This window comes from Streptomyces sp. NPDC107522 (assembly GCF_055657525.1).
Genome location: NZ_JBVKAU010000008.1, coordinates 347,916 through 369,566 on the forward strand (window position 1 = coordinate 347,916; position 21,651 = coordinate 369,566).

At 69.8% G+C, this 21,651-nt stretch carries 21 protein-coding genes and 1 riboswitch; of the genes, 8 read left to right on the forward strand and 13 right to left on the reverse strand.

Going from position 1 to position 21,651, the window contains the following annotated elements:
• Positions 1 to 128 precede the first annotated feature (128 nt).
• The 4 genes from ACZ7L6_RS26785 to ACZ7L6_RS26800 form a co-directional block, all read right to left on the reverse strand.
• Positions 129 to 1,142, reverse strand: coding sequence for a C40 family peptidase (locus ACZ7L6_RS26785; RefSeq protein WP_471928066.1), 1,014 nt, complete (start codon positions 1,140 to 1,142; stop codon positions 129 to 131).
• A 231-nt stretch (positions 1,143 to 1,373) separates the two neighbouring features.
• Positions 1,374 to 2,408, reverse strand: a complete 1,035-nt coding sequence (locus ACZ7L6_RS26790; RefSeq protein WP_471928134.1) for a C40 family peptidase — start codon at positions 2,406 to 2,408, stop codon at positions 1,374 to 1,376.
• Between the two features lie 211 nt (positions 2,409 to 2,619).
• Positions 2,620 to 3,963, reverse strand: a complete 1,344-nt coding sequence (locus tag ACZ7L6_RS26795) for an NYN domain-containing protein (protein WP_471928068.1) — start codon at positions 3,961 to 3,963, stop codon at positions 2,620 to 2,622.
• A gap of 64 nt (positions 3,964 to 4,027) precedes the next feature.
• On the reverse strand, positions 4,028 to 4,267 hold the full coding sequence (locus ACZ7L6_RS26800) for a hypothetical protein (protein ID WP_062702813.1): 240 nt from the start codon (positions 4,265 to 4,267) through the stop codon (positions 4,028 to 4,030).
• Positions 4,268 to 4,435: 168 nt separating this feature from the next.
• On the opposite strand from ACZ7L6_RS26800, the gene ACZ7L6_RS26805 reads away from it, so the two are divergent.
• From ACZ7L6_RS26805 to ACZ7L6_RS26835, 7 genes are all read left to right on the forward strand, one after another.
• Positions 4,436 to 5,203 carry a rhomboid family intramembrane serine protease gene (locus tag ACZ7L6_RS26805; protein ID WP_471928071.1) on the forward strand — a complete coding sequence of 256 codons (768 nt, stop codon included), beginning with the start codon at positions 4,436 to 4,438 and terminating at the stop codon, positions 5,201 to 5,203.
• Positions 5,200 to 5,481: an Lrp/AsnC family transcriptional regulator gene (locus ACZ7L6_RS26810; protein ID WP_391682670.1), complete on the forward strand. Its 282-nt coding sequence runs from the start codon at positions 5,200 to 5,202 to the stop codon at positions 5,479 to 5,481. The genes ACZ7L6_RS26805 and ACZ7L6_RS26810 overlap by 4 nt, the downstream gene beginning before the upstream one ends.
• Positions 5,482 to 5,562: 81 nt before the next feature.
• The gene (locus ACZ7L6_RS26815; protein ID WP_471928073.1) at positions 5,563 to 5,856 is read left to right on the forward strand and encodes a small secreted hydrophilic protein; all 294 of its coding nucleotides are present in this window, start codon (positions 5,563 to 5,565) and stop codon (positions 5,854 to 5,856) included.
• A complete protein-coding gene (locus ACZ7L6_RS26820; protein WP_471928075.1) occupies positions 5,792 to 7,279 on the forward strand; it encodes a sensor histidine kinase in 1,488 nt (495 codons plus the stop codon). Before ACZ7L6_RS26815 ends, ACZ7L6_RS26820 begins: the two co-directional genes overlap by 65 nt.
• Positions 7,276 to 7,938: a response regulator transcription factor gene (locus ACZ7L6_RS26825; protein WP_471928077.1), complete on the forward strand. Its 663-nt coding sequence runs from the start codon at positions 7,276 to 7,278 to the stop codon at positions 7,936 to 7,938. The genes ACZ7L6_RS26820 and ACZ7L6_RS26825 overlap by 4 nt, the downstream gene beginning before the upstream one ends.
• Before the next feature lie 57 nt (positions 7,939 to 7,995).
• On the forward strand, positions 7,996 to 9,411 hold the full coding sequence (locus ACZ7L6_RS26830; RefSeq protein ID WP_471928079.1) for an SLC13 family permease: 1,416 nt from the start codon (positions 7,996 to 7,998) through the stop codon (positions 9,409 to 9,411).
• A gap of 118 nt (positions 9,412 to 9,529) precedes the next feature.
• Positions 9,530 to 10,723, forward strand: coding sequence for a glycerate kinase (locus ACZ7L6_RS26835; RefSeq protein WP_471928081.1), 1,194 nt, complete (start codon positions 9,530 to 9,532; stop codon positions 10,721 to 10,723).
• On the opposite strand, the gene ACZ7L6_RS26840 is transcribed toward ACZ7L6_RS26835, so the two are convergent.
• From ACZ7L6_RS26840 to ctaE, 6 genes are all read right to left on the reverse strand, one after another.
• Positions 10,678 to 12,045, reverse strand: a complete 1,368-nt coding sequence (locus ACZ7L6_RS26840) for an aminotransferase class V-fold PLP-dependent enzyme (RefSeq protein WP_471928083.1) — start codon at positions 12,043 to 12,045, stop codon at positions 10,678 to 10,680. The genes ACZ7L6_RS26835 and ACZ7L6_RS26840 overlap by 46 nt on opposite strands.
• Before the next feature lie 144 nt (positions 12,046 to 12,189).
• Positions 12,190 to 12,306, reverse strand: a riboswitch (SAM riboswitch).
• A 71-nt stretch (positions 12,307 to 12,377) separates the two neighbouring features.
• Positions 12,378 to 13,442, reverse strand: coding sequence for an anthranilate phosphoribosyltransferase (gene trpD / locus ACZ7L6_RS26845; RefSeq protein ID WP_471928085.1), 1,065 nt, complete (start codon positions 13,440 to 13,442; stop codon positions 12,378 to 12,380).
• Between the two features lie 265 nt (positions 13,443 to 13,707).
• Complete coding sequence (gene qcrB, locus ACZ7L6_RS26850; RefSeq protein ID WP_471928087.1) at positions 13,708 to 15,345, reverse strand: cytochrome bc1 complex cytochrome b subunit; 1,638 nt, start codon at positions 15,343 to 15,345, stop codon at positions 13,708 to 13,710.
• Entirely contained in the window at positions 15,342 to 16,391 is a 1,050-nt protein-coding gene (gene qcrA / locus ACZ7L6_RS26855) for a cytochrome bc1 complex Rieske iron-sulfur subunit (protein ID WP_471928089.1), read from the reverse strand. Before qcrA ends, qcrB begins: the two co-directional genes overlap by 4 nt.
• On the reverse strand, positions 16,388 to 17,200 hold the full coding sequence (gene qcrC / locus ACZ7L6_RS26860; protein WP_471928091.1) for a cytochrome bc1 complex diheme cytochrome c subunit: 813 nt from the start codon (positions 17,198 to 17,200) through the stop codon (positions 16,388 to 16,390). Before qcrC ends, qcrA begins: the two co-directional genes overlap by 4 nt.
• Positions 17,201 to 17,280: 80 nt before the next feature.
• Complete coding sequence (ctaE, locus tag ACZ7L6_RS26865) at positions 17,281 to 17,901, reverse strand: aa3-type cytochrome oxidase subunit III (RefSeq protein WP_398821717.1); 621 nt, start codon at positions 17,899 to 17,901, stop codon at positions 17,281 to 17,283.
• A gap of 145 nt (positions 17,902 to 18,046) precedes the next feature.
• Between ctaE and ACZ7L6_RS26870 the strand changes: the two genes are divergently transcribed.
• Positions 18,047 to 18,448, forward strand: coding sequence for a response regulator (locus tag ACZ7L6_RS26870; RefSeq protein ID WP_471928093.1), 402 nt, complete (start codon positions 18,047 to 18,049; stop codon positions 18,446 to 18,448).
• 94 nt (positions 18,449 to 18,542) lie between these two features.
• Here ACZ7L6_RS26870 and ACZ7L6_RS26875 read toward each other — a convergent pair whose 3' ends face one another.
• From ACZ7L6_RS26875 to ACZ7L6_RS26885, 3 genes are all read right to left on the reverse strand, one after another.
• A complete protein-coding gene (locus ACZ7L6_RS26875) occupies positions 18,543 to 19,796 on the reverse strand; it encodes a L,D-transpeptidase (RefSeq protein WP_471928095.1) in 1,254 nt (417 codons plus the stop codon).
• Positions 19,797 to 19,927: 131 nt separating this feature from the next.
• Complete coding sequence (locus ACZ7L6_RS26880) at positions 19,928 to 20,326, reverse strand: cytochrome c oxidase subunit 4 (protein WP_471928097.1); 399 nt, start codon at positions 20,324 to 20,326, stop codon at positions 19,928 to 19,930.
• A partial coding sequence (locus ACZ7L6_RS26885) for a cytochrome c oxidase subunit I (RefSeq protein ID WP_471928099.1) occupies positions 20,323 to 21,651 on the reverse strand: 1,329 nt, incomplete at its 5' end. The genes ACZ7L6_RS26880 and ACZ7L6_RS26885, both read right to left, overlap by 4 nt.

Sequence of the window (21,651 nt, forward strand, 5' to 3'; positions counted from 1 at the left end):
CCGATCGTACGGCGGGGAGCGCGCACGAGTCAGACCCGCGTACGGACCGGCATTCAGACGCACGGGAACGGAGCCCCACCCGACGGGGGAGCCGTTCGGGCCACACCGACCGCGGGAACCTGACCGCGTCAGACCCTGGTGACCGTCGCGCCCGGGATCATGCCGACCGGGTCGTAGCGCACGGGGGCGCCGGGGTAGGGCGCGTGGATGACCTGGCCGTTGCCGACGTACATGCCGACATGGCTGGCGTCGGAGCGGTAGGTGACCACGTCACCGGGCTGGGCCTCGGAGAGCGGGACCTGCCGGCCGGCGTACCGCTGGCCCTGCGAGGTGCGCGGCAGGGAGACGCCGGCCTGGGCGTACGACCACTGGATCAGGCCCGAACAGTCGAAGCCGTAGGGCCCGTTGGCGCCCCACACATACGGCCTGCCCAGCGCGGACTGGGCGGCGGCGACGGCGGCCGCCGCGCGGGCCGAGGAGGCGACGGCGTCGCCGAAGTCGGGCAGGACGTCGCGGCCGGAGCGGGAGGCGCGGTCGTAGGCGGCGCGGTCGCTCTCCGTGAGGGAGTTCAGGAGCCTGCGGGCCTGGGCGAGTTTGTGCTCGACGGTCCGCTTGTGGAGGGCGACGGCCCTGCGGCTCTTCTCCAGCTCGGTGAGCTTCTTGGCCGCCTCGGCGCGCTCCTGGGCGAGGACGCGCATGGCGTCCTGGAGGTCCTCCAGCTCCCCGGCCTGGTGGGCGCTGATCCGGGCGATCCGGGCGGCCTTGTCGAGGTAGTCGGCCGGGTCGTCGGAGAGCAGCAGGGCGAGGGAGGGGTCGATGCCGCCGGACCGGTACTGGGCACCGGCCAGCAGGCCGAGCGCGTCCCGCATGGAGTTGATGTCCTCCTGCTGCCGGGCGATCCGGTCCTGTGACCTGCGCACCTGCTCGCGGAGCTTGTCGGCCCGCTCGTCGGCCTTGTTGTAGGCCTCGGTGGCCTTCTCGGCCTCCTCGTAGAGGCGGTCCACCTTGGCCCGGGTGTCGTCGTGCGGTGCGGCCGTGGCCGGTACGACCCCGAGGGCCGTGGCGGCGGCTGACATGACACAGAGCGCTGCACCGGCGCCACGGTCGAACCCGGCTGGTGCAAGGCGGCGATGAGACCCCACGGGAAGCCGCTCTCCTTCCGCTGGCGGACAAGGACTCGTCCCCCGGCATCGAGGGAAACGCGGCAGACAGTAGCTCCGTGCCGGGGTGACGACCAACGACCGTCGCGGGCACACAAAGTGACGCCCCGCCTATGACGCAGGTCATGGGCGGGGCGTGGGGTCAGTCGGCGGTGCCGTAATTCCCTCGTTCGGGCGGCACGTTGTGTTGATCTTGGAGGCGTACGACCGGGGTCAGATGCGGACGCCGAACTGGAACGGCATGTTGTTGATCGACTCGTAGCGGACGACCGTGCCGGTGCGCGGGGCGTGCAGGATCTGGCCGTTGCCGGCGTAGAAGCCGACGTGGTGCAGGTCGCCGTAGAAGATGACCAGGTCGCCGACCTTGAGCTCGGACTGGCTGTAGATGCGCGTGCCGTAGCTGGCCTGGGCCTGCGAGGTGCGCGGTATGGAGACACCGGCCTGGGCGAAGGCCCAGGAGGTCAGGCCCGAGCAGTCGAAGGAGGACGGGCCGGAGGCGCCGTAGACGTAGGGCGAGCCGATCTTGCTCTGGGCGGCCTGGAAGGCGGCCATGGCGCGGCCGGAGCCGGGAGCGTCGTTGCCGAGGTCGACGCGCTCGGCGGAGGAACGGCTGGCGCGCTCCTCCTCGGCGGCCATGGCGGCCTTCTCCGCAGCCGTCAGGGTGTTGAGCAGCTTCTGCGCCTCGGCGAGCTTGGCCTGGACTTCGTTCTTCTTCTTGCCCAGTTGGTCGCGGGTGGAAGAGAGGTCCTTGAGCTTGTCGGCGGCCTCGGCGCGCTGCTGGGCGAGCTCGAGCTGCTTGTCCTGGATCTTCTTCAGCTGGTCGACCTGCTGGGCGCTCAGCTGGTCCATGGTGGACGCCTTGTCCAGGTAGTCGTCCGGGTCGGACGACAGGAACAGCTGGACGGAGGAGTCGATGCTGCCCGTGCGGTACTGGGCGGCGGCCGCGAGGCCCATCGCGTCGCGCAGCTCGTTGAGCTCTTCCTGGCCGCGGGCGACGTTGTCCTGGATGGTGGAGATCTCCTTCTGGAGCTTCCCCTGCTTCTCCTTGGCCCCGTTGTACTCCTCGGTGGCGTGCTCGGCCTGCTCGTAGAGCTTGTCGACCTTGGCCTTGACCTCGTCCTTGCTCGGCTTCTCGCTGGGGGCCGCGTTGGCGGCCTGCGAACTGATGGCCACGGCAGCAGCGGCAGCGGTGGTCAGCACGGTCACGCGTGCACGGCTCGGCTGCTTCGGTCGACGGTGGGACGCCACGGAGGTGAAACCCTTCTTGTGAGTGATCACCCGCTCGGAGGTTCGACGCCAGACCCTAGTGACCCTCTTGTGATCAGATCAAATCCTCACACGAAAAATCTCGTCACACCCATCATTCTTTACACACAACTCACATGCGGTGATGCGCGATTGACCCTACGTTGCGCGCCGGTCAGGTCAATTCGGGCATTAGCCCTGTACGTTGGCCTATTCAGGACAGCCGCTTGAGAAGCACCGCAGAAGCCACCGGACGCGCCCCCGCCCGAGCCACCCCGTCGGCCACCTCGCGGTCGGTGGAGGCGACGATGACCGGCCGGCCCGGCGGCTCGGCGCGCACCAGCTGGCGGATGAGTTCGTCGGCGGTCACGCCCGGCTTGGAGAACAGCACCCGCACCCCGCGCGGCGGCGCGAGCAGCACCGGCGCGGCCAGTTCGGCCCCGTCGAAGACACAGGTCACCTCGGCGCCGGTCTGCGCGGCGAGCTGGGAGAGCTGGCCGAGCAGTCGCAGGCGCTGCTTCTCCAGGGGCATCTGGGGATAGCCGGTCTTGGTGACGTTGTAGCCGTCGACGACCAGATGGGCCTGCGGCAGGGCGAGGAGCTGGTCGAGGATCGCGGGGTCGTTCTCGGACAGGGCCCGCGCGGCGATGTCCTTCGGGGTCATGCGGCCCGGTTCGACCGCGTCGACGGTCTCGGCGGGCCGTACGGAGACCGGCGGCAACGCCAGTTCGCGGCGCAGCCCTTGGGTGGCGTCCAGCAGGGTGTCCAGAAGCAGCCGTACGCGCATGTCCTCGACACTGCGCCCCTCGCGTGCTGCTCTGCGCGTGGCTTCGAGGGCGGCCTCGGCTTCTCCGAGCCGCGCCTTGAGTCGCCGGGTCTCGCTCTCGGCCGCGGAGAGCTGGGCTTGTCCCTCGGTGCGCACGGCCTCGATCTCGCCCTGGATCTTGCGCAGGGCGGCCTCGCCGCGCTTGACGTCACTGAGGGCGGAGCGCAGCTTTCGGTGAAGCGATTCGGCTTCCTTCTTGGCCGCGTCCAGTTCGGTGCGCAGCCGCTCGGTCTCGTGCCGGGTGTGCTCCCGGGCGTGGGCGAGCTCCTCGCGCAGCCGCTCCAGCTCGGCGCGGTTCTCCTCGTCGGCGCGCTCGGCGTCGGCCCGCTGGGCCTCCTCGCCGGCCGCCGTCACCAGCTTCACCCAGCCCGTGGGCCGCAGCACATAGGCCGCGGCCGCCACGTCGAGCGGGTCCGCGGCCGGAGGCGCCGAGCCGGAGTCGAGAGCGCCGGAGAGCTCCGGCTGGGTCTCTCTGAACTTCTCCCCGATGCGCTGCCGGAACAGCGGATCGGTCTCCAGCGCCGCCGCCATGGCGTTGCCGGCGAACTTGGCCCGGCGGTTCGGGGCGAACCGGGCGTACTGCCGTAGCTGCGCGGGCAGTTCGCCGACGGTCAGCCCGCCGAACCCGTCGGACACGATCTGTACGACCTTGCGCCGTACGGCATCGGGCAGCGGACGGTCGAGCACCTCAGCGGCGCCGTCGCCCGGCCCCCCGCCTTGTGTCTCCACCATCCGTCACACCCCAATGCCTGTGCGGGATCCCCGTGGGGATCACCTGTACGGCAGCCCGCTCCCGTCAGGAGCCGGCGCCCGGCCTGTCCACGAGTTCCACCTTGTCCACTGCGTTGCACCAGCGGCAGCGCACCGACTCGATCGTCTCACTGAGCACCTCGCGCTCCTCGACCTTGGGCTCACCGGCCAGATCGAGGTGGACGTACTCCACGACCTTGGACGAGCGCGTCACGTCGAAGCGCGTGAGGTTGCCGCAGAGGGTGCAGCGCCACCGCGTCGTGGCGGTCGGCAGGGGAACCGTCATCGTGACCGTGCTCTTTCCTTCTAGGCTTTCCATTGTCCGCGACGCCCCGGGGGCTCCCCGGTACGTGTGGCTCGTAACCCTACGGCCTGGCGGGTACTCGCCGCCTGTCCGTCTCGGGCGGCGAGGCGGTCTGTGCGCGTGCGTCCCGTTACGTCATGCTCTGTATTCATGATCGGCAACTGGAGCGTGGCGCATTTCGGGACCCGGTTCGGCAGAGCGGGCCGGTCGGCCCGGTCGGTCCTCCGGTCGCCGGCGCCGGTGACGTACGGGCTGATCGCCCTGTGCTGTCTGCTCTTCCTGACAGGACCGGCGGCGGGGCTCAATCCGGCGTACGGCTCCGGCGAGGCGCTGCTCGCCGCGCAGCGGGCCTACTTCCACCGTTGGGGTGTGGTCCCCGCGGAGCTCTTCGAGGGGGCGCCACGGGCCGTCCTCACCCCTGCCACGGCCCTCTTCGTGCACGGCAGCTGGGTGCACCTGCTCGGCAACATGCTCTTCCTCTACGTCTTCGGCGTGATGACCGAGGAACGGATGGGCCGCGTCCAGTTCACGCTCTTCTACCTGGGCTGCGGCTACCTGGCCCTGCTGGGCTACGCGGCCGCCAACGACGACTCCGGCCAGTCCCTGGTCGGCGCGTCCGGGGCGATCTCCGCGGTCCTGGGCGCGTTCCTGTTCCTCTTCCCCGGGGCGCGCGTCACAAGCCTGCTTCCGTTCCTGCTCTTCCTGCCGCTGCGCTTCCCCGCCTGGGTCGTGCTGCCCTTCTGGGTGGCCCTGCAGTGGGTGGCGGCGGGGCGGGCCGACCAGGGGCCGGGGGTGGCGTATCTGGCGCACCTGGTGGGGTTCGGGGTGGGCTTCGGCTACGCGTGGGTGAGGTTCGGCCCTACGACTAGAGTGAAGTCCGCCCCTGCTCCGGCCTCCGAGGGAGAGAACCAGCCGTGATCACCGCGATCGTCCTGATCAAGACCAGCGTGGACCGGATTCCCGAGATCGCGGAGCGGATCGCTTCGCTGGAGAGCGTCAGCGAGGTCTTCTCGGTCACCGGGACGTACGACCTGATCGCCATGGTGCGGGTGAAGCAGCACGAGGACCTCGCCGAGGTCATCCCCGGCCGGATCAGCAAGATCCCCGGCGTGGAGGCGACGGACACGCACGTGGCGTTCCGGACGTACTCGCAGCACGACCTGGAGGCGGCGTTCGCGATCGGGCTGGACAGCTGAGACTCCGCCACCGCTCAGGATGAAGAGTTCTTCATCCTGAGCTCATCCGCGTCGCCGGGCGCCGGGGGCAGGATCGGCCGCATGGTCTTCTCGCACCGGATGGCGGCCCTGGCCGCCGTCGTGGCGATTCCGCTGGGTATCGCCGCGACCAGCTTCGCCCTCACCGACAAACCCGAGTCGCCGCAGGTCCCGCCCAAGGTGGAGCTGAACAGCGGCTCCCCCACCCCGACGCCCACCCGGCCCGCACCGACGCCGAGCGACGAGGTCGTGTCCCGGCCCCCGGTGACCGACAGCCCCGCGAGTGACGACGATGACGACGCAGGCGACCGGGAGACCGGAGACGACGACCGCGGCGAGCCCGGGGACGACGGCTGATCCGATGCGCCGGCGGATCTCCGCCCGGGTCCGCATTCTGCTCTGGCTGCTGCTCGTGATGACCGTCGGCCTGCTGTCCGTGGCCGCCACCACCCGCTCGATCCTGCTGCGGGACGTCGACCACCGGATCAACGCCGTGCTCGCCCAGGAGGCCGGCGAGTTCGCCAACTTCCAGAAGCGGGGCGTCGATCCCGAGACCGGGCGCCCGTTCACCGACCCGTCCAGGCTGCTGAAGGAGTTCCTGGTACGGCAGTACGCCGACCCGGACGAGGAGTTGCTCGGCCTGGTCGGCCGGGCGGGCCACACCCCCGCGCAGTTCTTCCAGGAGCGCGACATCCCCGTCGCCCTGCCGCTGCACAGGGACGACGACGCGCTGCGCCGTATCTACGACTCACCCGACTCCACCGGCACGCTGCACCGGGCGTCGGGCGAGATCCGCTGGGCGAAGGTCGCCGTCGCCCGGGCCGGCGGCGAGACGGAGGCCGCGTTCGTCGTCGCCTTCCACCCGGGGCGGGAGCAGGCCGCGGTGAACGACCAGTTCCGCGTCCTGCTCGCCATCTCCGGAGTCGCCCTGCTGCTGATGACCGGCATCGGCTGGGTGGTCGCCGGGCGGATCCTCAAGCCCGTACGGCTGGTGCGCACCGCGGCCGCGCAGCTCACCGAGCAGGACCTCACCCGCCGTATCCCGGTGCACGGGCGCGACGACATCGCCGCGCTCGCGGAGACGTTCAACGCCATGCTCGACCGGCTGGAGCGCGCCTTCGCCGCCCAGCGCGAGTTCGTCGACGACGCGGGCCACGAACTGCGCACGCCGATCACCATCGTGCGCGGGCACCTGGAGCTCATGGGCGACGACCCCGCCGAGCGCGAGGAGACGATACGCCTGGTCACCGACGAGCTGGACCGGATGAGCCGCATCGTCGAGGACCTGCTGCTGCTCGCCAAGGCCGAGCGCCCCGACTTCGTCGCCCCGGAGCCGGTGCAACTCGCCGAGCTCACCGCCGACGTCTACGTCAAGGCCCGCACCCTCGGCGGGCGGGACTGGCAGCTCGCCGAGGTGGCCGACGTCGAGGCCGAGCTGGACCCGCAGCGGATCACCCAGGCGATGGTCCAGCTGGCGCAGAACGCCGTGCAGCACACCGCGCCGGGGCAGACCGTCCGGATCGGCTCCCGCGCCGACGGCCAGGGCGTCGAGCTGTACGTCGCCGACTCCGGGCCCGGAGTCCAGCCGCAGGACGCCGAGGTGATCTTCGAACGGTTCCGCCGCGGCACGGCCCGGCGCGGCGCCCACGGCTCGGGGGCCGGGCTCGGCCTGTCGATCGTCCGGGCGATCGCCGAGGCGCATGGCGGCCGGGTGCGGCTGCGCGCCACCGAGGGCGGCGGCGCCACCTTCGCACTGGTACTGGGAGAGGCACAGACGTGACCCGCATTCTCATCGTCGAGGACGAGGAGCGCATCGCCTCCTTCGTCGAGAAGGGCCTGCGCGCCAACGGCTTCACCACGACCGTCGTCGGCGACGGCGAGGCCGCTCACGAGTACGCGCTGACCGGCAGTTTCGATCTGGTTGTCCTGGACATCGGGCTGCCCGGCCGCGACGGCTTCACGGTCCTGCGGGAACTGCGGGAGGCACGGGTGACGGTCCCGGTGATCGTGCTGACCGCGCGGGACTCCGTACGGGACACGGTGGCCGGTCTGGAGGGCGGCGCCGACGACTGGATGACCAAGCCCTTCCGCTTCGAGGAACTGCTCGCGCGGGTGCGCCTGCGGTTGCGTACGGCGGCCCGGGCGCCCGAGGTGACGGTGCTGCGGTCCGGCTCGCTCACCCTCGACCTGCGCACCCGGCGGGCGCGCGCCGGGGAGCGGACCGTGGACCTGACGGCACGTGAGTTCGTACTCCTGGAGCTGTTCCTGAGGCATCCGGGGCAGGTACTGTCCCGCGAGCAGATCCTGTCGCACGTGTGGGGCTACGACTTCGATCCCGGATCGAACATCGTGGACGTGTACGTACGGGCGCTGCGCAAGAAGCTGGGCGCCGAGCAGCTGGAGACGGTACGGGGCATGGGGTACCGGCTCCCCGCGTGAAGTTCTCTTCATGTGCGGCTCATCGACCGCTCACCGCCCGGGTGAACCCTCGATGACGTGACCCTGAACCTCCGTCTGAGCGCGGCGCTCTGTGTGGCGCTCTCCCTGTGCGCACTGCTCGCGGTGCCCGGCAACTTCCCCGGCCTCGGCGCCGACGCCCGCCTCACCCTCGCCGTGTTCGCCCTGGCGACCTGCGCCTGGATCGCCACGCCGGTCGACGACACGTACATCGCGCTGGGCGCCGGACTCGCACTGACGGTGACCGGGGTGATCAGCAGCGACACCCTCTTCGGCACCCTGGGCGACTCCACGGTGTGGCTGCTGATCTGCGCCTTCGTGCTGGCGGCGGCGGTGACCCGGACCGGGCTCGCGGGGCGGGCGGCGGCGTTCCTGGTCGGCGGGGCACGCACCGTACGGCAGCTCGTGCACCTGACCACCGCCGCCCTGGTCGTCACGGCGTTCGCGGTGCCGGCCACCTCGGGGCGGGCCGCCCTCGCGCTGCCGGTGTTCCTCGCGCTCGCCAAGGCGCTGGCCGGCCGCAGGCGGCTGGTCGTGATGCTGGCACTGCTGTTCCCGACCGTGATCCTGCTGTCGGCGGTGGCGACACTGATCGGGGCGGGCGCGCATCTGATCACCGTGTCGGTGCTGTGGCAGGCCACCGGTGACCGGATCGGCTTCACCGAGTGGCTGCTGCTCGGCCTGCCCCTGGCCGTGGCGTCGTCCCATCTGGCCGCCGAGGCGGTCCTCCTGACGGCCACTCGGCGCGCGGACCGAAAGGGTGCCGTGCGCATCACCCCCGAGCAGATCCAGGAGCACAGCGACCATCCGGTCACCGGCTCCTGGACGCAGGCCGAGAAACGCTGCGCCCTACTGCTCGGCACGGTCGTCCTGCTGTGGTGCAGCGAGCCGCTGCACCGGGTACCGCCCGCGGTCGTGGCGCTGATCGGCGCGGTGGTGGCCGCCTCGCCGGCCCTCGGCACCGTGCGTCTGAAGGACGCGCTGAAGACGGTCCCCTGGTCGCTGCTGCTGTTCATGGCCGCGACGATGGCGATGGGCGTCGCGCTCGCCGACTCCGGGGCCGCGAAGTGGCTGGTCGACGGGCTGCCCGGTGGAGTCGGCCCGGTGTTGTTCCTGATCGCCGTGATCGCGGTCAGCACGGCGGCCCACCTCGTCCTCCAGTCCCGCTCGGCCCGCTCCTCGGTCCTGGTCCCGCTGGTCGTCGCGGCCGCCGTGGGCTCCGGGGTCAACCCGGTCGCCGCCGCACTCGCGTCCACCGCGGCGGCCGGTTTCTGCCACACCCTCCCGGCCTCGGCGAAGCCGGTCACCCTCTTCTCCGACATCCCGGGGACGCCCACCTACACCCCGCGCGACCTACTGCGCCTGTCCGCCGTCCTGGCCCCGCTGACGGCCGCCCTCGTCCTGCTGTTCGCCGTGGCGGTGTGGCCGCTGCTCGGCGTGCCCGTGACGCGATGAGAGGGCCGCGATGGGTCGTCGGTTGTCTGCTGCGCCGTCGTGGCTGGTCGCGCAGTTCCCCGCGCCCCTCAAGAGGGCGTTGCCGCCGTACGCATCCGATCTGCTTAGGAGACCTCCGATGCTGACCCGAGTCGTCGTAGCCCCCAGCGGCTTCAAGGAGTCCCTGTCCGCCCAGGCCGCCGCCGACGCCATCGCGGACGGCGTCCGCCGGGTCCTGCCGGACGCCGTGCTCGACCTGATCCCCCTGGTGGACGGCGGCGAGGGCACGGCCACCGCACTGGCCGCCGCTACCGGCGGACGGCTCGTCGCACTGCCCGCCACGGGCCCGGTCGGCGAGCCGGTCGGCACGCACTTCGCACTGCTGGGCGCCGGAGACACCGCAGTCGTGGAGATGGCCGCGGTCGCGGGCCTCTCCCTCGTCCCACGCGCCCTGCGCGACCCGGGCGCCACGACGACGTACGGCGTCGGCGAACTGATCCGCGCCGCGCTCGACACGGGCGTACGGCGGATCCTGATCGGCTGCGGCGACTCGGGTACGTCCGACGGCGGCGCTGGCGCGCTCCAGGCCCTCGGCGCCCGGCTGCTGGACGCCGACGGCTTCGAACTCCCTCGCGGGGGACGTGAGTTGACGCGACTTGCGCGGATCGACCCCGCCGGCCTGGACCCGCGCCTGCGGGACGTGGAGCTGCTCGTCGCCTGCAACCCGTACAACGTGCTGTGCGGCGAGCGCGGCGTGGCCCGCGTCTTCGGCCCGCAGAAGGGGGCGACGCCCGCGCAGGTGGAGGAGCTGTCGGCGGGGCTGGAGAACTGGGCGCGCGTCCTCACCTGCGATCTGGGGATCGTGGACACGGACTTGTACGCCGGCCCCGGCACCGGCGCCTCCGGCGGCCTGGGCGCGGGCCTCGCCGCGCTGGGCGCCCGACTGCTCCCGCGCTTCGACGTGCTCCTGGACCACCTCGACCTGGACGCCCGCCTCGCGCGCGCCGACCTGGTCGTCACCGCCGAGGGCGCCCTGGACCACCAGACGCCCCGCGGCAAGGTCCCGGCCGAAGTGGCCCGCCGGGCCAAGCTGTACGGCCGCCCGGTGCTCGTGCTGGCGGGCACGCTCGGCGAGGGCGCGCACGACGTGCCGGGCGTGGACGCGTTCAGCGGGATCCTGCCGGCGCCGATGGCCCTGGCGGAGGCCCTCGTCCGGGCCTCCGAACTCCTCACGGACGCCACCGAACGCGCCCTGCGGATGATCCTGCTGGGCGCCCGGCTACCGGTTCACGCCGACGTGTCCGGAACGCAACGCCCGTCCTCCGTACGGTAGTTCCACTTCGCCCCGTCGGTCACGAGCTCCTTCACGGCGTTCACGAACCGCTCCACGTGCTCGTCCGGCGTACCGGCCCCGAAGCTCACCCGGATCGCGTTGAGGGACTTCTCGCCGGGCGCCGCCTCCGGAGCACCGCACTCGCCCTGCGTCTGCGGGTCGCTGCCCAGCAGCGTCCGGACCAGCGGGTGGGCGCAGAACAGGCCGTCGCGCACCCCGATGCCGTACTCGGCGGAGAGGGCGGCGGCGAAGTGGGAGCTGTTCCAGCCGTCGACGACGAAGGAGATCACGCCGACGCGGGGGGCGTCGTCGCCGAAGAGGGAGAGGATCCGGACCTCGGGCACCTCGGCGAGCCCTGCCCGCACCTTCTCGATCAGGTACTGCTCGCGGGCGACGAGCTGGTCGAAGCCCGCCTCGGTGAGGGCCTTGCAGGCGGAGGCGATGGAGTAGGCGCCGATGACGTTCGGGGAGCCGGCCTCGTGGCGGGCGGCGCTCTCGTGCCACTCCACGTCCACTCCCCCGTCCTCGCGCCGGGCGACCTTGCGGCTCGCGCCGCCGCCCGCGAGGTACGGCTCGGCCTCGCTCAGCCAGTCGGCGCGGCCGGCCAGGACGCCGGAGCCGAAGGGGGCGTACAGCTTGTGGCCGGAGAAGGCGACCCAGTCGACGTCGAGGTCACGGACGCTCACCGGGTGATGCGGGGCCAGCTGGGCGGCGTCCAGGACGATCCGGGCGCCGTGCGCGTGGGCGGCGGCCGCGAGCTCGCGTACGGGCCACAGCTCGCCGGTGACGTTCGAGGCGCCGGTGACGCAGACCAGGGCCGGGCCGTAAGGGTCGCGGTCGGCGAGGGCGCGCTCGAGGGTCTCGACGGCCTGGCGCGGGGTGCGGGGCGCGTTGAGGTAGGTTACGCGGGCGTCGCGCCAAGGCAGCAGGGAGGCGTGGTGCTCGGTCTCGAAGACGAAGACCTGGCAGTCGGCCGGGAGGGCGGCGGCGAGGAGGTTGAGCGAGTCGGTGGTGGAGCGGGTGAAGACCACCTGGTCCGTGTCCCGGCAGTCGAGGAACTCGGCGACCGTCCTGCGGGCGTTCTCGAACAGGTCGGTGGAGAGCTGCGAGAGGTAGCCGGCGCCGCGGTGGACGCTGCCGTAGTACGGAGCGTAGGCGGCCACGTCGTCCCAGACGCGCTGGAGGGCGGGCGCGCTGGCGGCGTAGTCGAGCGCGGCGTAGGTGACCTCGCCGCCGGTGACGAGCGGGACGGTGACATCCCGGCCCAGAACGGGCAGCGGGGAGCAAACGGACTGGGCGGCGGCAGCGGTGGCGACAGACATGGCGAACTCCCGTGAGGGGCATGCGAGTTGAAGGCATGCAGAGAAGAGAAAAAGGGTGCGCGGAGGCGGGGCTCGGCGGCCCTATCGCATTCGCTTGCTCACGGAAGACTCCCTCGAACGACCAGGACCCCTGGCTTCGAGAGGGGCCCGCGCTTGCCGTAGACCTCGCTGCCTACGGCCTGGTCTTCACCCGGGGCACCCCGCCACGGACGGAGGGTTGCCGGACAGTCGGCCGGGGCCTCATGACTGTCACTCATGACCTGGTCAAGAACGTACGTGAAGTGATCGCGGTCCCGCAACCCGTGTCCGAATTACGGGACCGCCCTTCCGCGCTATGCGTTGCTGGCCGCCACCCAGCGGTCGAGGGTCCGCTTGGCCGCCCCGGAGTCGATCGACTCCGCCGCCTTCGCCATCCCGGCCCGGATCTGCTCGGTGAGCGAGGCGTCCGTCGGGTTCAACGCCACCAGCGCGGCAGCCGAGTTCAGCAGTACGGCGTCCCGGACGGGCCCCGTCTCGCCGTTCAGCAGGCGCAGCGCCACGTCGGCGTTGTACGAGGCGTCAGCGCCCCGCAGCGCCTCCACCGGCACCAGCTCGATGCCGACGTCCCGCGGGTCGAAGGCCTCCTCGGTCACCTTGCCGTCGCGCACCACCCACACCCGGGACGTGGACGTCGTCGTGAGCTCGTCGAGGCCGTCGTCACCGCGGAACACCAGCGAGGAGTTGCCGCGCTCGGCGAAGACGCCCGCGACGATCGGCGCCATGAGCGGGTCCGCCACGCCGACCGCCTGGGCCTTCACCTTCGCCGGGTTGGTCAGCGGACCGAGGACGTTGAAGGTGGTCCTGATGCCCAACTGGCCTCGCGCGGCCGCCACATGGCGCAGTGACGGATGGAACTTCACCGCGAAACAGAAGGTGATCCCGGCCTCCTCCGCGACCTCCGCCACCCGCTGCGGCGTCAGCTCAAGATTGACGCCGAGCTTCTCCAGCACATCCGAGGCGCCCGATGCCGAGGACGCCGCCCGGTTCCCGTGCTTGACGACCTTGGCACCCGTGCCGGCGATGACGATCGACGACATCGTGGAGATGTTCACCGTCTTCGCGCCGTCGCCGCCCGTACCGACGATGTCGACGGTCGGGCCCGACACCTCGATCACGTTCGCGTGCTCGTACATCGTCCGGACGAGACCCGCGATCTCCTCGACGGTCTCTCCCTTGGCCCGCAGCGCCACCACGAAGCCGGCGATCTGCGCGTCCGTCGCCTCGCCGCGCATGATCAGGTCCATCGCCCACGCGGTGTCGTCGGCGGTCAGGTTCCGGCCGTCCAGCAGGCCGTTCAGCAGCAGGGGCCAGGAACGGCCCGCCGCGGTGTCGCCTCCAGCGGGGGTCACAGCGCTCATAAGCCGCTCCTGGGTCAGGCGTCCCGCACTACGGGACGAGAATCTCAACGAGGTCCACCCTATCCAGCCACGGGGCATGAAGAAGGGCCCCGTCCGGTCTTCGGACGGGGCCCTTCAACGTGGCGTGGCTGAACGGTCCTGGCAGGGTCGCGGTTCCCCGCGCCCCTTTTAGGGGCGCGGGGAACTGCGCGACCAGCCTCGACGGAGCCGCAGACGACAACCGACACAACGCGGCACTACCAAACGCGGCGCTACCAGCGGAGCGTCAGTGGTGGCCGTGGCCGCTCGTGATCTCCTTGTACTCCTCGACGGTCGGCTTGGGAATCTGGCCGTCCTCGCCGAAGTACGCCTTGCTGAGCTTGGCGCGCAGCTTCTCGGAGCCCTTCACCTTGCGCTCGACGCCGTTCTCGTCGACCGTCGGGCCGATCTCGAGCGGCTTGTACTGCTCGTGCGCGGTGAGGGTGTGCAGCGCGTCCTGGCTGAGCGGCTCGTGCACCTCGATGAACTCACCGTGCGGCAGGCGCTTGATGATGCCCGACTCGCGGCCGTGCAGCACCTTGTCCTTGTCCCGGCGCTGCAGGCCGAGGCAGATCCGCCTGGTGATGATGAACGCGAGGACCGGTCCGGCGAAGAACCCGATCCGGACGAACCAGGTGACCGCGTTGATCGACAGGTGGAAGTGGGTGGCCCACAGGTCGTTGCCACCGCCGACCAGGCCGATCATGTACACGGTGATCCAGGCGACACCGAACGCGGTACGCGTCGGGGCGTTGCGCGGACGGTCCAGGATGTGGTGCTCGCGCTTGTCGCCGGTGACCCAGGACTCGATGAACGGGTAGACCGCGATCGCCGCCAGGACCACACCGAAGAGCACCAGCGGGATGAACACACCCAGGACCAGCGTGTGGCCCCAGAGGTTGATCTCCCAGCCCGGCATGTAGCGGACCAGACCCTCGGCGAAGCCCATGTACCAGTCGGGCTGGGCGCCGGTGGACACCTGGTCGGGACGGTAGGGGCCCATCGCCCAGATCGGGTTGATCTGGGCGACCGCCGCGATGGCCGCGATGACACCGAAGACCAGGAAGAAGAAGCCTCCGGCCTTGGCCATGTAGACCGGCAGCAGCGGCATGCCGACGACGTTCTTGTTGCTCTTGCCGGGGCCCGCGAACTGCGTGTGCTTGTGGTAGAAGACCAGGATCAGGTGGCCGACGACCAGGCCGAGCATGATGCCCGGCAGCAGCAGGATGTGGATCGAGTAGAAGCGGGCCACGAAGTCGACGCCCGGGAACTCGCCGCCGAACAGGAAGAACGAGATGTACGTGCCGACGATCGGCATGGACAGGATCGCGCCCTCGGTGAAGCGCACACCCGTACCGGAGAGCAGGTCGTCCGGGAGCGAGTAGCCGGTGAAACCGGTGAACATGCCCAGGACGAACAGCAGGAAGCCGAACAGCCAGTTGATCTCACGCGGCTTGCGGAACGCGCCGGTGAAGAACACGCGCATCATGTGCACGAACATGCCGGCGAGGAAGATCAGCGCGGCCCAGTGGTGGATCTGCCGGATGAGCAGACCACCGCGCACGTCGAAGGAGATGTGCAGGGTCGAGCTGAACGCCTCCGACATGAGCTGTCCCTGGAGCGGGACGTAGGAGCCGTGGTACTCCACCTCGTTCATCGACGGGTGGAAGAACAGCGTCAGGTACACACCCGTGAGGATGATGATGATGAAGCTGTAGAGGCAGACCTCACCCAACATGAACGACCAGTGGTCGGGGAAGATCTTGCGCATGTTGGCCTTGGCCAGGGAGTAGATCCCCAGCCGGCCGTCGGCCCAGTCGGCGACGCGCTCGCCGGCCGGTGCCTTCCCGCGAGAGCGGGACTCGGGGGTCGTCGTAGTGCTCATCCGCGCTCCCAGAAAGCAGGACCGACGGGCTCTTCGAAGTCGCCGAGCGCCTCGAGGTAGCCCTCGTCGTTCACGCCGATGCGCAGCTGCGGCAGGGCGTGACCGGCCGGGCCGAAGATCACTCGGGCACCGTCGGAGAGGTCGAAGGTGGACTGGTGGCAGGGGCAGAGCACGTGGTGCGTCTGCTGCTCGTACAGGGAGATCGGGCAACCGACGTGGGTGCAGATCTTCGAGTACGCGACGATGCCCTCGTGCGACCACTCGAGCTCGCGCTTGTCCTTGATGTCGTCGGGCTGGAGCCGGACGATCATCAGGGCGGCCTTGGCGATCTCGTTCTGGAAGTCGTGGTCGTGCTCCTCCAGGCCCTCCGGCTTGGCGAAGGTGAGGGAGCCGACCGCGACGTCCGAGGGACGCAGCGGCTCGTTGGTGTTCATGTTGACGAGCAGCTTGCCCTTGGACCACAGGGTGTGGCGCAGCTTGGTGCCGGGCAGCGGGCCGAGGTCACGCAGCAGGACGACACCGGAGAGCGGGAACAGGGCCAGCGCGCCGAGCATCGTGTTGCGGACCAGCTTGCGGCGACCCAGCGCGGACTCCTTGGCGCCCTGCTTGAAGTCGGCCATGACCTTGGCCTTGACCTCGGGCGACGCCTCGATCGGGTGCCGGTCGTCCGCGACCTCCACGTCGGACATCAGGGTGCGGGCCCAGTGGACCGCGCCCGCGCCGATGCAGAACAGCGCCGCACCGAGGGTCAGACCCAGCGCGAAGTTCAGCGCGTTGAGGTGACCGATCGGGAAGACGAAGACCGACTTGTCGTGCGGGATCGCGACGTACGAGGCGATGAAGCCGACGGTGGCCAGCATCGACACCGTGAACAGCAGGGCGACCGTGCGCTCGGACCGCTTGGCGGCCCGCTCGTCGATGTCCTGGATCCGGTGCTCGTGGGGCGGCAGGCCGGGGTCGGCGAAGGGGTCCTTCTCGTCCGCTACCGCAACGGTGACGTCCTGCTCAGCGGGCAGGTTCTCTTCTGGAATGTCTTGGCTACTCATGACTTCTTGGCCTTTGCGGTCCGAGCGGCGACCCAGACGGCGACCGCGATCAATGCGCCGAGACCGAAGATCCAGGCGAAGAGGCCCTCACTGACCGGGCCGAGGCCGCCCAGCTCCAGACCGCCCGGGTTGACCGTCTCATCGCTGTTGACCGCGTTCAGGTACGCGATGATGTCCTTCTTGTTCTGCTCCGACAGCGTGGTGTCGGGGAACGACGGCATGTTCTGCGGGCCGGTCTCCATGGCCTCGTAGATGTGCTTCGGGTCGACGCCCTCGAGCGTCGGCGCGTACTTGCCGTGCGTCAGCGCGCCACCCTTGCCGGTGAAGTTGTGGCACTGGGCGCAGTTGTTGCGGAAGAGCTCGCCGCCCTTGGCGATGTCCGCTCCCTCGGGGCCGTACTGCTCCTCGGTCGGGATGGACGGACCGGCGCCCAGCGAGGCGATGTACGCCGCGAGCTGGTCGATCTCGGCCTGCGAGTAGATGTTCTTCTTCCGCGGGACCTGGGCGCCCTGGGAGGTGGCGGCCGGCATACGGCCCGTCGAGACCTGGAAGTCCACGGCCGCGGCGCCGACGCCCACGAGGCTCGGACCGTCGGAGGTGCCCTGACCGCCGGTTCCGTGGCAGCTGGCGCAGCCGACGGTGTAGAGCTTCTTGCCCTCCTCGATGGTGAGGGACTGGGCGGTTTCCTCGGCCTGCGCCTTGTCCGCGGGAGCGAACACGGCGTACAGCCCCCCCGTGCACGCCAGCGCGAGGAGTAGGACGACGACCGCCGCCAGCGGATGGCGTCGTCGTGCGGAGAGCTTTTTCACGGATTACCCCGGTGTCAGGATCTTCTGCGTCGATGCTTGCGGTAGGTGCGTTGTGGAACGCGGCGCGGGATCGGGCCCGGCTACTTGATCATGTAGATCGTGGCGAAGAGGCCGATCCAGACGACATCGACGAAGTGCCAGTAGTAGGACACGACGATCGCGGCGGTCGCCTGTTCGTGGGTGAACCTCCTGGCCGCGTAGGTGCGCCCGAGGACGAACAGGAAGGCGATGAGGCCGCCCGTCACGTGCAGGCCGTGGAAGCCGGTGGTCAGGTAGAAGACCGAGCCGTACGGGTCGGACGAGAGCGAGAGGCCCTCGTGCTTGACCAGCTCGGTGTACTCGTACACCTGACCGCCGATGAAGATCGCACCCATGATGAAGGTGACGATGAACCAGCCCCGGAGCTTCTTGACGTCACCGCGCTCGGCGGCGAACACGCCGAGCTGGCAGGTGAGGGAGGAGAGCACCAGGATCGTGGTGTTCGTCGCCGAGAACGGGAAGTTCAGGAAGTCGGCCTTCTCCTTCCAGAACTCGGGCCCCGTCACCGATCGCAGGGTGAAGTACATCGCGAAGAGGGCCGCGAAGAACATCAGCTCGGAACTCAGCCAGATGATGGTTCCGACGCTGGTGAGGTTCGGCCGGTTGACCGACGGGTGCGCGTGACCCTTGTCTACTGTCGTTGCTGTCGCCACGACCGACATTATGTCGGTCGCTTATCCCGCCCTCACTCCGGGGGGTGCCGTTCGGAGTGTCTTCCCCGTTCATACCGGTGTTGACGTGGTGTTCAAGGGAGTAGCATCCGGGCCAACAGGCCTGTCCTTACGACGCTGACGTCACGGAGGAACAATGCAGCCGACCGCCACGGTGCTGGTCTACAGCGACGACTCCAACACCCGCGAGCAGGTGAGGTTGGCGACGGGGCGGAGGCCTGCTCCGGATGTGCCGGTGGTGGAGTTCGTGGAGTGTGCGACTCCTGGTGCCGTCATCAAGGAGCTGGACAAGGGCGGGATCGACGTCTGTGTGCTGGACGGTGAGGCCGTGCCGATGGGGGGCATGGGGGTCTGCCGGCAGATCAAGGACGAGGTCTTTAACTGCCCGCCGGTGCTGCTGCTCATCGGGCGCCCTCAGGATGCGTGGCTCGCTACCTGGAGCCGGGCTGAGGCGGCTGTGACGTTGCCTGTGGAGCCGGTGGAGTTCGCGGCGGCGTTGGCTTCCCTGTTGCGGACGAAGAGGCTTCAGAGCGCCTAGGAGCTCGGTTCAACAGGTTTTGCGGCGGCTGCGGGTGATCCGTGGCTTGTCGCGCCGTTCCCCGCGCCCCTGGGGACGCTGCCCCTGGGGGCGTTCACACGCTCTGTGGTCTCAGCCTTGCCCTCTCCGACGGGCTCGGGCCGTCGGGGGTGCCGCCCAGCAACGCGCTGCCGTTGCGCCACTTCTTCCAGTCCAGGTTCCAGTCGCCGAAGCCGTTGCCGAAGGGGGCCATCGTGTCGCCGCCCGAGTTGACGACCTGGACGATGTCCCCCTCGCTGATGGTGTCGTAGAACCACGCGGCGTTGCCGGTGCTCATGCCCGTGCAGCCGTGGCTGACGTTGGCGTACCCCTGGGAGCCGGTCGACCAGGGGGCGGCGTGGACGTACTCGCCGCTGTTGGTGACCCTGACCGAGTGGTGGACGGTCAGGTCGTAGAAGTCCGAGGCGCCGATGCTCGCGCTGGTCATGCGAACGGTACCTTCCTTGGCCAGTACGACCTTGACGCCGTTGCGGGTGTCATAGCCGGGCTTGCCCGTGGTGACCGGTATCTCCCTGATGACCTCGCCGTTCTTGTAGACGGTCATCTGGTGCGCCGAGGCGTCCGTGACAGCGATGACCCGGTCGCCGATGGTGATGGTCAGGGGCTTGACCCTGCCGCCCCAGAGGCGGTCGCTGATCTTGACGCCGTCGAGGTTGCTGCGGGCTCGGACGGTGGCGTGGGTGGGCCAGTACTCCTTGGGACGGTAGTGGAGTTCCTTGTCGTCCACCCAGTGCCAGGCGCCCTCCACCGCGGGCGTGGAGTCGACCTTCAGGGCCCGCTCGACTATGGCGCGCTGCTTCGGGTCCTTGACCGGCTGGTTCAGCTCGGCCGTGATGGGCTGGCCCACGCCGTACTTGCCCGCTTTCGGGCCGAACTTCGCCGTCAGATGCTTCTTGGCGGTCGGCTTGCTGGTGACGAAGGTGAGGACCTTGCGGCCGGGGGCGCCGTCCTCGTCCTCGGTGCTCACGCGCACCGTGTAGCGGGCGTCGGCGGCCAGCGGGGAGGTGCTGTGCCAGCGGGTGCCGTCGGCGGAGAGTTCGCCCGCGACGTAGCGTCCTGCGGCGTCCCTGGCGGTGACGTCGGTTATTCGGCCGTCGGAGTCCTCCGTGGTGACTTCCAGGGGCTTGTCGGGGTCGGCCTTCTTGCCGCCGCCGGAGGGGCCGTTGAAGGCGATCTGGTCCGCCGCGTCGTACGGGTCGGCGGACAGCGGGTTGCCGTCGCTGCTGCAGCTTATGGCGCTCGCGCCGAGCGCTATCACGAGCAGTGTGCAGCCTATGACGGTGCTCGTGCGCGGTGGTGGGTTGGTCATGGCTTCACGCTAGGAAGCCGCGTCAGCCGTGGCGCGCGGGGTGACGCGTTCGGGTGAGGGGTGTTGCTGCAAAAGCAGGAGCCCGGACCCTCCTGACGGAGTGTCCGGGCTCCCTCTGAGCTCAGCTCGTGTTACTGGGTGCGGTTCTCACCGCGGTAGTACTCGAAGACCCAGCCCCAGAGGCCGACCAGGATCAGCGGCGCCGAGAAGTACAGCAGCCACCAGCCGACGGCGATCGCCAGGAAGGCGAGGGCGCCACCGATCGCGAGGGAGAGCGGCTGCCAGCTGTGCGGGCTGAAGAACCCGACCTCGCCGGCGTCGTCCGCGACGTCCGCTTCCTTGTCGTCCTGCGCGCCCACGTCGACCCGCCGGGCGGTGAAGCCCAGGTAGAAGCCGATCATGATGGCCAGGCCGAAGGCCAGGAAGAGCGCGGTGGTACCGGCCGGCTCCTTCGACCACACGCCATAGACGACCGCCATGGCGAGGATGAAGACGCTCAGCCACATGAACATCCGGCCTTGGATCTTCACTTGCCGGCCTCCTTGGCGCCGTTGCCGGCCAGAGCCTTGCCCCCGTGCGGGGCGTTCTCGAGCTCGTCGAGCGCGGCGATCTCAGGGTGGTGCAGGTCGAACGCCGGGGATTCGGAACGGATCCGCGGCAGGGTGAGGAAGTTGTGCCGCGGCGGCGGGCAGGACGTCGCCCACTCCAGCGAGCGGCCGTAGCCCCACGGGTCGTCGACGCCGACCGGCTTGCCGTACTTGGCCGTCTTCCACACGTTGTAGAAGAAGGGCAGCAGCGACGCGCCGAGCACGAACGAGCTGATCGTCGAGATCGTGTTCAGGGCGGTGAAGCCGTCGGCGGCGAGGTAGTCGGCGTAACGACGCGGCATGCCCTCGGCACCCAACCAGTGCTGGACGAGGAAGGTGCCGTGGAAGCCGATGAACAGCGTCCAGAACGTCATCTTGCCGAGGCGCTCGTCGAGCATCTTGCCCGTCCACTTCGGCCACCAGAAGTGGAAGCCGGAGAACATCGCGAAGACGACGGTGCCGAACACCACGTAGTGGAAGTGCGCCACCACGAAGTACGAGTCTGAGACGTGGAAGTCCATCGGCGGCGAGGCCAGGATGACACCGGTCAGACCACCGAAGGTGAAGGTGATGAGGAAGCCGGTCGCCCACAGCATCGGCGTCTCGAAGGACAGGGAGCCCTTCCACATGGTGCCGATCCAGTTGAAGAACTTCACGCCGGTGGGGACGGCGATGAGGAACGTCATGAAGGCGAAGAACGGCAGCAGCACACCGCCGGTGACGTACATGTGGTGCGCCCACACCGTCACGGACAGACCCGCGATCGCGATGGTCGCCGCGATCAGACCCATGTAGCCGAACATCGGCTTGCGGGAGAAGACCGGGATGACCTCACTGATGATGCCGAAGAACGGCAGCGCGATGATGTACACCTCTGGATGGCCGAAGAACCAGAAGAGGTGTTGCCACAGCAGGGCTCCGCCGTTGGCCGAGTCGAAGATGTGCGCGCCGAACTTGCGGTCCGCCTCCAGCGCGAACAGCGCGGCGGCCAGGACGGGGAAGGCGAGCAGGACCAGCACACCGGTCAGCAGCACGTTCCAGGTGAAGATCGGCATGCGGAACATGGTCATGCCGGGGGCGCGCATGCAGATGATCGTGGTGATGAAGTTGACCGAGCCGAGGATGGTGCCGAAGCCGGAGAAGGCCAGACCCATGATCCACATGTCGGCGCCGATGCCCGGGGAGCGGACGGCGTCCGACAGCGGGCTGTAGGCGAACCAGCCGAAGTCGGCCGCGCCCTGCGGGGTGAGGAAGCCGCCCACCGCGAT

What these genes read in the sequence shown, in the direction of transcription:
- ACZ7L6_RS26795 (WP_471928068.1), bottom strand. Translation starts at nt 3,963, where the DNA reads ATGGTGGAGACACAAGGCGGGGGGCCGGGCGACGGCGCCGCTGAGGTG.
- ACZ7L6_RS26800 (WP_062702813.1), bottom strand. Translation starts at nt 4,267, where the DNA reads ATGACGGTTCCCCTGCCGACCGCCACGACGCGGTGGCGCTGCACCCTC.
- ACZ7L6_RS26805 (WP_471928071.1), top strand. Translation starts at nt 4,436, where the DNA reads ATGATCGGCAACTGGAGCGTGGCGCATTTCGGGACCCGGTTCGGCAGA.
- ACZ7L6_RS26815 (WP_471928073.1), top strand. Translation starts at nt 5,563, where the DNA reads ATGGTCTTCTCGCACCGGATGGCGGCCCTGGCCGCCGTCGTGGCGATT.
- ACZ7L6_RS26820 (WP_471928075.1), top strand. Translation starts at nt 5,792, where the DNA reads ATGACGACGCAGGCGACCGGGAGACCGGAGACGACGACCGCGGCGAGC.
- ACZ7L6_RS26835 (WP_471928081.1), top strand. Translation starts at nt 9,530, where the DNA reads ATGCTGACCCGAGTCGTCGTAGCCCCCAGCGGCTTCAAGGAGTCCCTG.
- ACZ7L6_RS26840 (WP_471928083.1), bottom strand. Translation starts at nt 12,045, where the DNA reads ATGTCTGTCGCCACCGCTGCCGCCGCCCAGTCCGTTTGCTCCCCGCTG.
- trpD (WP_471928085.1), bottom strand. Translation starts at nt 13,442, where the DNA reads ATGAGCGCTGTGACCCCCGCTGGAGGCGACACCGCGGCGGGCCGTTCC.
- qcrB (WP_471928087.1), bottom strand. Translation starts at nt 15,345, where the DNA reads ATGAGCACTACGACGACCCCCGAGTCCCGCTCTCGCGGGAAGGCACCG.
- qcrA (WP_471928089.1), bottom strand. Translation starts at nt 16,391, where the DNA reads ATGAGTAGCCAAGACATTCCAGAAGAGAACCTGCCCGCTGAGCAGGAC.
- ctaE (WP_398821717.1), bottom strand. Translation starts at nt 17,901, where the DNA reads ATGTCGGTCGTGGCGACAGCAACGACAGTAGACAAGGGTCACGCGCAC.
- ACZ7L6_RS26870 (WP_471928093.1), top strand. Translation starts at nt 18,047, where the DNA reads ATGCAGCCGACCGCCACGGTGCTGGTCTACAGCGACGACTCCAACACC.
- ACZ7L6_RS26875 (WP_471928095.1), bottom strand. Translation starts at nt 19,796, where the DNA reads ATGACCAACCCACCACCGCGCACGAGCACCGTCATAGGCTGCACACTG.